The 12,205-nt window shown below is 40.5% G+C and carries 12 protein-coding genes; 9 read left to right on the top strand and 3 right to left on the bottom strand.

Annotation, left to right across the window (positions count from 1 at the left end; genetic code table 11):
- Nucleotides 1-7 precede the first annotated feature (7 nt).
- The 6 genes from AC3KVK_RS08320 (at nucleotide 8) to rmf (ending at nucleotide 6,005) form a co-directional block, all read left to right on the top strand.
- Complete coding sequence (locus AC3KVK_RS08320; RefSeq protein ID WP_490312050.1) at nucleotides 8-784, top strand: enoyl-CoA hydratase; 777 nt, start codon at nucleotides 8-10, stop codon at nucleotides 782-784.
- Nucleotides 784-1,899, top strand: coding sequence for a 3-hydroxyisobutyryl-CoA hydrolase (locus tag AC3KVK_RS08315; RefSeq protein WP_518526939.1), 1,116 nt, complete (start codon nucleotides 784-786; stop codon nucleotides 1,897-1,899). Before AC3KVK_RS08320 ends, AC3KVK_RS08315 begins: the two co-directional genes overlap by 1 nt.
- Nucleotides 1,899-2,795 carry a 3-hydroxyisobutyrate dehydrogenase gene (gene mmsB, locus AC3KVK_RS08310; RefSeq protein WP_490311996.1) on the top strand — a complete coding sequence of 299 codons (897 nt, stop codon included), beginning with the start codon at nucleotides 1,899-1,901 and terminating at the stop codon, nucleotides 2,793-2,795. The genes AC3KVK_RS08315 and mmsB overlap by 1 nt, the downstream gene beginning before the upstream one ends.
- A 6-nt stretch (nucleotides 2,796-2,801) precedes the next feature.
- Nucleotides 2,802-3,563 (top strand): SDR family oxidoreductase, encoded by a 762-nt coding sequence (locus AC3KVK_RS08305; RefSeq protein ID WP_490311997.1) that lies wholly within the window; start codon nucleotides 2,802-2,804, stop codon nucleotides 3,561-3,563.
- Between the two features lie 76 nt (nucleotides 3,564-3,639).
- Nucleotides 3,640-5,469 (top strand): protein kinase domain-containing protein, encoded by a 1,830-nt coding sequence (locus AC3KVK_RS08300; RefSeq protein ID WP_490311998.1) that lies wholly within the window; start codon nucleotides 3,640-3,642, stop codon nucleotides 5,467-5,469.
- A 365-nt stretch (nucleotides 5,470-5,834) separates the two neighbouring features.
- Complete coding sequence (gene rmf, locus AC3KVK_RS08295) at nucleotides 5,835-6,005, top strand: ribosome modulation factor (RefSeq protein ID WP_086745038.1); 171 nt, start codon at nucleotides 5,835-5,837, stop codon at nucleotides 6,003-6,005.
- 49 nt (nucleotides 6,006-6,054) lie between these two features.
- Here rmf and fabA read toward each other — a convergent pair whose 3' ends face one another.
- A complete protein-coding gene (gene fabA, locus AC3KVK_RS08290) occupies nucleotides 6,055-6,570 on the bottom strand; it encodes a bifunctional 3-hydroxydecanoyl-ACP dehydratase/trans-2-decenoyl-ACP isomerase (RefSeq protein WP_086745037.1) in 516 nt (171 codons plus the stop codon).
- 182 nt (nucleotides 6,571-6,752) lie between these two features.
- Here fabA and AC3KVK_RS08285 point away from each other — a divergent pair, with 182 nt between their 5' ends.
- The 3 genes from AC3KVK_RS08285 to AC3KVK_RS08275 are packed head-to-tail and all read left to right on the top strand — an operon-like array spanning nucleotide 6,753 to nucleotide 8,862.
- Nucleotides 6,753-7,610, top strand: a complete 858-nt coding sequence (locus AC3KVK_RS08285; protein WP_490311999.1) for a 6-carboxytetrahydropterin synthase — start codon at nucleotides 6,753-6,755, stop codon at nucleotides 7,608-7,610.
- Nucleotides 7,603-8,421: a M23 family metallopeptidase gene (locus AC3KVK_RS08280; protein ID WP_490312000.1), complete on the top strand. Its 819-nt coding sequence runs from the start codon at nucleotides 7,603-7,605 to the stop codon at nucleotides 8,419-8,421. The genes AC3KVK_RS08285 and AC3KVK_RS08280 overlap by 8 nt, the downstream gene beginning before the upstream one ends.
- Nucleotides 8,422-8,862, top strand: coding sequence for an acyl-CoA thioesterase (locus tag AC3KVK_RS08275; protein ID WP_490312001.1), 441 nt, complete (start codon nucleotides 8,422-8,424; stop codon nucleotides 8,860-8,862).
- Nucleotides 8,863-8,909: 47 nt separating this feature from the next.
- Here the strand turns inward: AC3KVK_RS08275 and AC3KVK_RS08270 are convergent, their stop codons facing one another.
- Together AC3KVK_RS08270 and AC3KVK_RS08265 are read right to left on the bottom strand one after the other, a co-directional pair.
- Nucleotides 8,910-10,232, bottom strand: a complete 1,323-nt coding sequence (locus AC3KVK_RS08270; RefSeq protein ID WP_490312002.1) for a Na+/H+ antiporter family protein — start codon at nucleotides 10,230-10,232, stop codon at nucleotides 8,910-8,912.
- Nucleotides 10,229-12,205 (bottom strand): transglutaminase TgpA family protein, encoded by a 1,977-nt coding sequence (locus AC3KVK_RS08265; protein WP_490312003.1) that lies wholly within the window; start codon nucleotides 12,203-12,205, stop codon nucleotides 10,229-10,231. Before AC3KVK_RS08265 ends, AC3KVK_RS08270 begins: the two co-directional genes overlap by 4 nt.

Below are 12,205 nucleotides of genomic sequence, written 5' to 3'. Positions count from 1 at the left end.
AAAGATGATGACAGCTCAAATTAAAGTTGAAAAACGTGGTTCGATTGCTTTGTTAACCATGTCAAACCCGCCAGCTAATACTTGGACTCGTGACACGTTAGCTAGCCTTAAAAATATTGTGCTTGAATTAAACGCAGATAAATCAATTTATTCATTGATCATCACTGGAGAGGGCGAAAAATTTTTCTCTGCAGGGGCGGATTTAAATGTGTTTGCTTCGGGTGATAAAGGTATCGCTGCTGATATGTCACGCGTGTTTGGTGAAGCATTTGAAACTTTGTCTGATTTTCGGGGAGTCTCGATTGCTGCCATTAATGGTTTTGCAATGGGTGGTGGCCTAGAGGTCGCACTGGCATGTGATATTCGCATCGCTGAACAGCAAGCGCAGATGGCATTGCCTGAAGCAAAAGTAGGTTTATTACCCTGTGCAGGTGGCACACAAAATCTCGCTTGGCTTGTGGGTGAAGGTTGGGCAAAACGGATGATCTTGTGTGGCGAACGATTGAAAGCAGACAAAGCACATGCCATAGGTTTGGTCGAAGAAGTCGTAGAACAGGGACAAGCTTTAGAAAAAGCGCTTGAACTTGCCACAAATGTAGAACAACAAAGTCCTGTTGCGGTCACTGCTTGTAAAGCATTAATCCAAAAAGGCCGGGTTGGAACAATTAACAGTGCCTTACCATTAGAGCGAGAGTTATTTGTCACATTATTCGATAGCCAAGATCAAAAAGAAGGCGTGAATGCCTTTTTAGAAAAGCGTGCGCCAAAATGGGTAAACGGCTAATGAGTGCGGTATTATTTAGAGAGCTCGATACTGTAACGGATCAAAAAATTGGGATCGCCACACTTAATTGTGAAAAAGCACTCAATGCCTTAAATAAAGATATGGTCACGTTACTTACTCCGCAGCTTCAAGCCTGGCAAGATGATAAATCCATTTCTATGGTCATTCTTCAAGGGGCCGGCGAAAAAGCATTTTGTGCGGGGGGCGATGTGGTTAGCTTGTACAATGCGATGAAAGATCAACATAACCCTCAATACATCGAAGATTTCTTTACCGCTGAGTATCAACTTGATTATTTGATTCATCGTTTTGAAAAACCCATTTTATTATGGGGCCATGGCATTATTATGGGTGGGGGATTGGGATTGATGGCAGGAGCAAGTCATCGCGTTGTCACCGAATCATCACGCATAGCGATGCCAGAAATTACCATCGGCTTATACCCTGATGTCGGCGGTAGTTATTTCCTTAATAAAATGCCTGATAATCTGGGTTTATTTTTAGGGTTAACGGGTGCTTCTATCAATGCTGAAGATGCAAAATATGTCAAACTTGCGGACTATTACGTCAAATCTGATCTTAAGCAGACTCTTTTAGAAGAGTTAATAATTACTAAATGGGGGCAAACGGTTGCGCTCAATCACCAAAAGCTCGACGCTGTTCTGCTCGGTCTTCAAAAACAATCAGGCAAGCCGCCAGCATCAAATATCAAAGCCAATCTGAGTGACATAAAACGTGTGTTTGAGCATTCTACACTGGATGAGAAAATAGCATATTTGCACAATTTAGAAACGCCGAATGCTTGGCTAACAAAAGCAATCAAAGGTCTAAAGCACGGCAGCCCACTCAGTATTTGTCTTATCGAACAACAGCTCGAACGGGCCAAAAATATGTCTTTGGTTGACTGTTTTAAAATGGAGTTGGGATTATCAGTCAAATGTGGTCAATTTGGTGAATTCGAAGAAGGCGTTCGGGCACTACTAATTGATAAAGATGGGAAGCCAAATTGGCGTTATCACGATATTTGTGCTGTTCCACTTCAGGTTATTGAGGAATTTTTCCAATCTCCTTGGACACCTGACTCTCACCCTTTATCGTCACTTGGAAAGGAATAATGACAATGGCAAATATTGGTTTTATTGGTTTAGGTAATATGGGCAGCCCAATGGCTGCTAATTTGATTAAAGCGGGTCACCAAGTCACCGTGTTTGATTTATCTGAATCGGCATTAAATACACTGCGAGAATTAGGTGCCCAAGTCGCCACAGATATTAGTCAATGTGCTATCGACCAAGATATGACTATCAGCATGTTACCGGCTGGTAAGCATGTTAAAGGTGTATACCTTGGTGAAACAGGTTTGATTAACCATTTGTCTAAAGACAGTTTAGTGATTGATTGTAGTACCATAGATGCAGAATCAGCCAAAACAGTTGGTGCGCATTTATCAGCTGCAGGTATCGGGTTTGTTGATGCCCCTGTATCAGGTGGTGTCGCAGGGGCGACGAATGGGACTTTAACTTTTATTGTCGGAGGATCTGAAACAAACTTTAATCGCGCCAAATCAATTCTTGTAGACATGGGGAAGAATATTTTCCATGCCGGAGACACGGGAGCAGGCCAAGTCGCTAAAATTTGTAATAACATGTTGCTCAGTATTTTGATGGCAGGCACCAGTGAAGCGTTACAAATGGGCATTGATAATGGGCTAGATCCGGCAGTATTATCAGAAATCATGTTACAGAGTTCTGGCCGTAACTGGACATTAGAATTGTATAATCCATGCCCGGATGTCCTGCCCAATGTTCCTTCATCGAATAATTACCAAGGTGGCTTTATGGTTGATTTAATGGCGAAGGATTTAGGTTTAGCCATGGAGGCTGCTGGCCAAAGTCAATCAGCCACACCTATGGGTTCTTTGGCTAAAAATATGTATAACCTGATGCAAAATCAGGGGATGGGCGACCAAGACTTTTCATCTATTTTTAAATTATTTTCTAAACAAGGGTAATTCACCATGGAATTAACGAACAAAACCATCGTGATCACAGGTGGCGCTCAAGGATTAGGTTTAGCCATGGCTGAACGATTAGCGCGCCTTGGAGCAAACTTAGCGTTAGTGGATATGCAGCAAACGGCATTAACTCAGGCTAAGCAGTTACTCCAGCAGTTTAATACACGCGTTGAAACCTATGTAGCTAACGTAAGTCAAGAAACTGATGTGGAAACAACCTTTGCCAAAATTAATGCTGACTTTAATGGCCTAGATGGATTAATTAATAATGCAGGTATTTTACGTGATGGCATGTTCATCAAGGCTAAAGAAGGCAAAGTCGTCAGTAAAATGTCGCTGGAACAATTTCAATCCGTCATTGATGTCAATTTAACGGGCGTCTTTTTATGTGGACGTGAAGCCGCGCACCACATGATTGAAAATGGCAGTGGTGGCGTGATTATCAATATGTCGAGTGTTGCTCGTTCTGGCAATATGGGGCAAACCAATTATTCAGCTTCAAAAGCTGGAGTGGTCGCTATGACCACTACTTGGGCTCGAGAATTAGGCCGATTTGGAATTCGTGTCGGGGCTATCGCTCCTGGTGTTATTCGCACGGCAATGACAGATGCCATGAAACCTGAAGCAAAAGAGCGTATGATTGCCATGAAACCGGTTGGTCGATTTGGCGAAGCTGATGAAATAGCTCATACAGCACAATATATTTTTGAAAACGACTTTTTCACGGGTCGTGTGGTCGAAATCGACGGCGGCATTCGTTTATAAAATGAATTTGTGATAAAAAGTGTTATACAATCAGGCAGCTTAGCTGCCTTTTTTATTGATTTGTAACGAGTAAACCATGCCAGATAACAAAACTATTCATAATTTTTATATTAATGAAGAACAATCTATTTATTTGTTATCTCACCATGATGCCAAAAAGCACAAACAATGGCTTAAAATTTGTCAAAAACAGCTTAGCCTACTGGGTTATGATCATGTTGAAATGATAGGCTCTGGGGCATTTGGTTTTGTATTTTCAGGTACCGACCACAAAGGCGAACAATGGGTATTTAAGTTTTCACGGATCACCCTTGCGCAAGCGGTTCGTGATCGCCTCGAAGATGAAGCTTATATGTTGTCACAAATCGACAACCCACTTGTACCACGCTTTTATGCTTTTGAACGGATAAAAAAGCAAGGGATCTTAATGATGGCCCGTGCTCCCGGTGAAGATCTTGAAAAGTTTTCGCTCAAACATGGTCGATTGACACCCCAGTTTATAACGGCATTAGCACTAAAACTACACAGTATGTTACTCGATTTGCGCAATCATAAAGTGGGGATGTCATTATCGCCCATGGTGCACGGTGATATCAAACCATCAAACTTAGTTTGGGATGATGAGACAAAACAACTCTCGTTAGTCGATTGGGGTTCATCAGTCTACGCGCAAGAGGACGGCCATGGAAATCCAATAGCCTCGAACATCATGGACTTAATGTCTCATGATCTTCAGCACAGTAATGCCAGAATGGGCGATGTGTATTTTATCGGAGATGAACAAATGGCTGGTTTAAAGTCTTCTCCCCGTTTCGATGAGCAAGGCGTGGCATCGACCTTGTATGCATTGGCTTCTGCGCAATCTTGCCGTTTTGGTAATATCGTTATACCTGCTTCTAGTTTAGGCTTACCACAAGAGTTGGCTAAGGTCATTGATGGTATGTTGTCAAAAGATAAGGCGATACGCGCTGGCGCGGGCGATTATTTTATCCGAAATATGCCCACGATGGCCAAAGCATACCTGCCAGTTTTGCCTCAAAAAGAAACGAAAAACGCTATCCCATTTTGGCATTCTGAGACAGCAAACAAACCCGACACAGTTGTTTACAGTTCAAGAAAGTCTTTTCTTCGCCAAGCAGATGCCAGTTTAGTGCTGCAAGATGTCAATGATGCACAACTCGATCGCTACTACCGAGAGTTTTTAATTGATATGGGCGATACAGAAAAAGCATTTTTGGCTTCAATAAGCCGTTTAGCTAAATACCCTGTAGTAGGTGGCTTAAGTTTTCACTGGAAAGAAGCGCAATTATTTATTGAATCGAGTTTAATTTTACATGACATCAGCTTAAAAAAAGCCTTTACTGATGCGGTGAATAACTGTGTCAAACTGGCGCAGGGCATTGTGCAAAAAGGCTTATTCAAATGTTGTTTATTTGACGCACGAACCACCATTCAACTGCCTCGCAATAATCTCGGTAAACTTGAGTTTGACGTCTTACCAAAAATTCAATATCAAGTAATGAACGTTACCGCTACAGAACTCACTCGACCGCATTCTTATTTTGAAGATGGCAAAGATCCTGATGAACAACTCACATTACCTAAAGAGGTCTTAAAGGGGGTTTTTGCTTTGAACCAAATCCATCATACCGGTTGTATCATTGTAGAATCATTACCTGACCGGCTCAAAGTGCATCATTACTATCGCTTGTTAGATCCCAGTAAAGAGCAATTATTTAATTCAATTTTGCAAAAAATCATGGCCAGTATCGCCACTATTACAGATTTTGGGGTCGCTGGCTTTATGAAATTACCTTACAAAAATACACGACAATTTGATTTGGTCAGTAAACAAACTGACCATTTTTATCCGCGTAATCCAAAGCAAGTACTTAGCCAGCTTTAAAGACTAAATAGGCATGATAAATTTGTTTTTAGAATATTTTAGTTTTGAATTTTTCTAATTGACTGAAATTGAATAGAAGATAGATTTTGCCCAAAAATAACGCAAAAAAGGCTATTGATCTCTGATAAGGCTCTCGTTATCTTTGAGTGGAGGAAGGCACTTACCCTTCCTCTGAACTTTTACACAAAATGGAACTCTAATTATTTTGTAGCGATGGCTACATTTGCTTAAACGTATTTCTTATTTATTTATCATTATATTTTAACCCTGTTTTCTGACAGTAATATAACGATTCAATTAATTATTTGTTAAAACGTGATTTAGTCACACAGTTCAAAATTAATAATAAGGTGAGGACGTTACCTATGAAGAGACAAAAGAGAGATCGTCTTGAAAGAGCTCATGCTCAAGGTTTTAAAGCGGGATTAGCTGGACGCTCAAAAGAAATGTGTCCATACGAAAATTTAGATCCTAGATCTCATTGGCTCGGAGGATGGCGAGAGGCCATCGAAAATCGTAACATGTACAAAATTTAAAACAAAAACGCCCAAAAGGGCGTTTTTTAGTGGGTCTGTTTTGCGTCGTTTAGAAGCTACTTGTATCTTGAAATAAACCCACTTTTAAATCTTTAGCTTCGTAAATCACGCGCCCGTCAACTTCAACAGTGCCATCAGCCATTCCCATGAATAATTTACGTTTGATAACGCGTTTCATATCAAGACGATACGTTACCTTTTTTGCTGTTGGCAAAATTTGGCCAGTAAACTTCACTTCACCTACACCAAGCGCGCGGCCTAAGCCTGGGCCACCTGACCAACCAAGGAAAAACCCAACTAATTGCCACATAGCATCTAATCCTAAACACCCAGGCATCACAGGATCACCTTTAAAATGGCAATCAAAAAACCATAAATCTGGATTGATATCAAGCTCAGCAACAATTTGGCCTTTGCCGTGTTCGCCGCCGTCTTCAGTAATTGAAATGATGCGATCCATCATCAACATATTATCACTTGGTAAACGACAATTGCCTTCACCGAACATTTCACCGCGTCCGCACGCAACTAATTCTTCTTTTGTAAAACTATTTTTTTGAGTCATATTCTTCTACTTTGCGTAAAAATTGCCGTTACTTTAGCGAACAGATGTAAGCTAAACAACTCCGAACAGTTAATTAATCATTCTTTTTTAGTAAAAAATCACAAACATGTAGGCATACTGTGCTTTTTTAAGAATAAATCTTTATAATGTCCGAGTATTTTTTTATAGGATAACGCATAAATATGATCCTTTTTGTGAACGATCTCACGGTAATTGATTTTTCTTATCTTTGTCATCAACGAGGCGCGGTAGGTGAAAGTTGGATTGTTGATTTAACCTTACATGGCAGCCTAAACGAAGAATCGATGGTGTTAGATTTTGCGTTAGTGAAAAAACAAGTTAAGAGAATTATTGATGATCATATCGATCATAAATTAGCGTTACCGATGACCAAAAACGTGGTGCTTGAAAATCAAGGTGAACAAACAAACGTCACTTTTATTTATGCTGATAATAAACGCTTGGCCATGAGTTGCCCCGCACAAGCCTATTGCCCGATTGAGACTGATGAAATCAATCAGCAAAGTGTAACTGACTTTTTGATCAATACAATACTCCCATTGCTACCGAATAATATCGACAAAATCGAAATCAATCTCCGACCTGAAAATATAGATAGCTTTTATTACCATTACAGTCATGGTTTGAAAAAACATGATGGTAACTGTCAACGCATTGTGCACGGGCACCGCTCTAAAATTGAAATTTTTGAAAACGGTATGAAGAGCCCGCGCTTACAAAAACAGTGGGCAGAAGCATTTGAAGATATTTATTTAGTCAGCCAAGAAGATATTATACAGCCTAGTGAACTCAAGTTTATCGAGTCTTCTCCTTCGCACCTCTGCTGTGCTTATACGGCGCCACAAGGATACTTTGAGCTTTCAATCGAGCAATCTGTCACCCATACTTTGCCATGTGATACCACGGTTGAATGCATCGCTGATTATCTTGCCAATACGCTCAAGAGCAACAACCCAAACAGTGACTTCAAGGTCGTCGCATATGAAGGGGTTGCAAAAGGATCAATTGCTTATGCTTAAACAAGGAATGTTGCTTGTCAGTTTACTTTGCTGGGCGTTCTCGAGTAACGCACTTGAGCTAAAAGGACAACTGACACAAGGTGGGTTAGTAACAGGCCAATTACCTGATGCTAAACAGGTTAAATTAAATGGCAGTGCGCTCAAACTGACACAAAATGGTACCTTTGTATTTGGTTTTGGCCGAGATAGCCAGCTCAAACACACTTTACAATGGCAAGACAAAGCAGGGAAGTCTCACAGCGAATCATTTTTGATTACTGCCAGAACGTATAATATCGATAAAATAACAGGAGTGGCAAAAAAGTATGTCTCGCCTCCTGAATCTGTATCTAAGCGTATTTCACAAGAAGCTCGCGCAGTGCGTGAAGCTCGTAATATTCTGTCGAGTCGCACTGACTTTTTAAGTCCGGTACTGAGACCAGCACAAGGTCGAATATCGGGTGTGTATGGCAGTCAACGATACTTTAATGGTGAGCCTAGACGACCTCATTTTGGCTTAGACATTGCGAATAAAACGGGCACTCCCGTTTATGCCCCGTTACCAGGCAAGGTTGTTTTTGCCGAAGCTGATTTATACTATTCAGGCGGAACGTTAATCCTCGATCATGGCCACGGCATTACCTCAACTTATATCCACCTACATAAACTCGATGTACAAAAGGGCCAAGAGGTGGATCAGGGTAGCAAAATTGCTGAAATTGGTGCAACCGGCAGGGTGACTGGCCCGCATTTAGATTGGCGTTTTAACTGGCGACAAGAGCGCCTAGATCCACAACTTTTAATGATTGATACCTTAGCGAATAAACCATAAATGACAGTTCAAACACAAGAAAATAGAGATCAAATAATCGCCCAACGGATTGAAGAGTCGTTGACTAAAATTACCAAAACAGTTTTTCCTAGTCGGACTAATCATCATAATACCTTGTTCGGTGGTGATGCATTAGCCTGGATGGATGAAGCGGCCTTTATTGCAGCGACGCGATTTTGTCGTAAACCATTAGTGACAATTTCATCAGATCGCGTCGATTTTAAAGAAGCAATTCCTGCTGGGACCTTTGCTGAGTTAATTGCCAAAGTTGTCCATGTCGGAAACACAAGTCTGCGCATCCAAGTTGATATTTACCTTGAAACCATGCACAAAGATGATAAACACCAAGCGATATCAGGAAGCTTTACCTTTGTTGCGGTCGATGATGATCATAAACCAACCCCAGTTGTTTGCGAACGAATGTTTAACGGATTTAAATAAAGAAACCGCCCAATTGGGCGGTTTTTTAATATGAAGCACCATGCTATTCAAAGCACCATCGCAGCTATCCAGCCAAAGATGATCAGTGGAATATTAAAGTGTATAAAAGTGGGAACAACTGAGTCCCAAATATGATCATGCTGGCCATCAGCATTTAAGCCTGATGTTGGCCCTAAGGTCGAATCTGATGCAGGAGAGCCCGCATCTCCAAGAGCGCCAGCTGTGCCAACGAGTGCAGCCGTCGCCATTACTGAGAAATTTAATTCAATACATAATGGCACGAACAGCGTAGCAATGATCGGCACGGTTGAGAACGAACTACCAATTCCCATAGTGATCAATAAACCAACCATTAGAATCAAGGCTGCTGCGAGTGGTTTGTTATCGCCAATAATAGCGACAGCACCATCAACTAATACAGCAACATCGCCTGTTTGTTTGATTACTTCCGAGAATCCCTGTGCTGAAATCATGATAAAGCCAATGAGCGCCATCATAGCGACACCTTTACTAAATAAATCATTACTTTCTTGCCATTTAACGGCACCAAATAAAGTAAACACAACTACACCCGTTAACCCACCTAAAATCATTGAACCACTTAAGTTTTGAGCTAGCAATGAAAGGCTTACAGCTAGTAAGCCGATAGATAAAACTTTCTGTTTGTTCTCGACTTTTTTGTGCGTAGCTTCTTTAATAGGGCTTTTTTCATACTGTCTTTTATGGCGATAAGTAAAAAATAAAGCGATTAATAAGCCAATAACCATACCGATGGCAGGAATAATCATCGCCTGAGGCACCGCCGTATTGACAATTTCCAAGCCGTTATCTGTTAAGTTTTTATGTAAAATACTGTATAGGTAAATACCACCAAAACCATATGGCAATACCATATAAGAAGTCGCTAAACCAAACGTCAGCACACAGGCTATGGCTCGTCGGTCTAACGCTAATTTATTTAAAATGACTAAAATAGGGGGGATCAAGATTGGAATAAAAGCAATATGAACGGGGATGATGTTTTGTGACGCTACCGAGCAGAATAATATCACCGCCAAAATGACATAACTTAAGCTACGTTTTTCATGGGCATTATCGTGCTTGTTTACATTCGCTAATAGTTTTTCTGCCAATATTTGGGTTAATCCTGATTTCGATATTGCAACCGCAAATGCACCGAGCATTGCATAGCTCAGCGCAATTTCAGCACCACCCGACAACCCGCTATTAAAAGCGTTTAATGTCTCGACTAAACTCATTCCTGAGATAAGCCCGGCAGTTAGCGCGCTAAGGGTCATCGCAACAATTACATTAATCCTAAATAGGCTTAAGGCTAGCATTAAAATAACGCCAATAATTACAGCATTCATATAGATCTCTTATTTCTAGTTATCATTTTTATTAATTTAGTTACTCTGTTTTGCTCTGCTTTACTCATACACTGCTTTTGGTAGCGTACTGTTGAGTAAAGGGCTGCAAACTCTTTAATATATACTTGCTTGTCTGGGTGTTGCTCACTAATTAAAGACATTTTTTTTAATGGCGTAGTACCATTTACTGATAAGTCTTCAACTTCAATAGGCGTCGCATTCAGGTGGGCCCACTGCTGTAACTGATGGTACTCTTTTGCAAGCGGACTCGAATACGTTGGCCGGTTTTGCCAAAGTATTAAGCCAAAATATGCGGCAAATACTAAAGCAATCACACCTAAAACACTCAATGCAATTGTCAACGCAGACACATCTCCCAAGGTTTGCTTTAAAAAAGATGCTTGTGTTGAGTTATCATAACCAAGTACCCATGTAGTCCACATGAAATCCAATTGGTCGATATTAGTTCTAAGCCAATTAATCATTGGGTAATGTTGTATGCTGAGCCAGCTCATTTCAAGATTAGTAATAAAAGCGTCACGTTGGCTTTCACTTTGAGACAAAGAGCCTAACATTCTATCCGGAGCGATAACCGCTGTAGCATCAAAAATCGTCCAGCCTTTTCCAGCTAACCACACTTCTGTCCACGCATGCGCATCGTACTGATAAATATTATAATAACCACCTTCTACTTGCTCTGCGCCTAAATAACCAGAAACTACGCGAGCAGGGATCCCCGCGCTTCTAAAAATAAAAGCTGCGCTGCTTGCATAATGGCCGCAAAACCCCTGTTTCGAATCATTCATAAACTGGTCAATGGTATCTAATCCTCTTAATGCTGGAGGGCTTAACGTATATACAAATCCTTCAGATGAGAAATGGTTCATCAACAATTGATAAAAATGTGCATCGTCTCTTGCTTGTTGTTTCAGTTGTTTTGCAAGTAACTGACTTTTATTATTATCGAGTCGATTAATGCTTAAATTAATCGTGCGACTCCATGAATTGAGTGAGGGTAAACCATCTATTAAAGGGCGACTATTCGCTTGATATTTGATGGTTTGCGATAAATTACTTGATCTGGCCAACAGACCATCGTAACGATTAACAATACCTGCAGAAGTTGAATAACCGTAATCTAGGGCAAACAACCAAGGTAACGATGATTTTTCGGCAATAATCTCATAGCGTAAAGTATCAGTTTCGATAGGGGATGTCTGAGATTGCTTTTTAAACGTATGCTCCATTAGCGTCCATCCGCGATCTGAATATTTTTCGTGGATCATGGCACGCCAATACATGGGATTCGCGGGTACAGCATCACCAAAAGTCACCCGAAAAACTAAATCCGCTGATTGAGATAATTTTGCAATATCAAATGGGTTGACCGTTTCATTTAAACCCGTTGTCGCTGTGTTTGGTCCTGGAAGTGCCCAAAAAGAAGGGAGTTTTGGAATTAATAAAAAGCATAATAAAGTTATAGGTAAACAGGAAACAACACTGATAAAAGCCAATCTTAGAGATTTGACCAGTTTAACATCTGTTCTGCCAAGCATATTCAGCGCCGCTAACTCTAATATAATGAGTAATAGACTGACTAACGAAAACATTAAATTTTGCTGGTATAAAAATACACTGGCGATCAAAAAAGTGTGTACTAAAGCAATAATTTTAAGGTGTTTATTACTGGTTGCTATGAGTTGCTTTAAAGCAACCGATACCAAAAGCATCGACACAAATAAATTAACAGTATCTTTTAGGCCAACATCAACAAATAAGACAAAACTAGTTGCAATGGCCAAAAGGTTACCGGCAGTCGTACTCGGTCGAGGTATTTGTTCAAGTGCTGAAGCCAATCCCCATAATGCAATCAGTAAAATGAGTGCAATTAACATTGTAGATAAGAATTTTGCCAATATTAGGCTGATCGCAAAAACAATAATTGATTGTAAAACCGCGGTATTGAATTTCAC

It is taken from the genome of Pseudoalteromonas sp. J2K-J979 (assembly GCF_058169715.2).
Note: the sequence above shows the minus strand (reverse complement) of the source record. Positions and strands in the feature narration are given on the sequence as shown.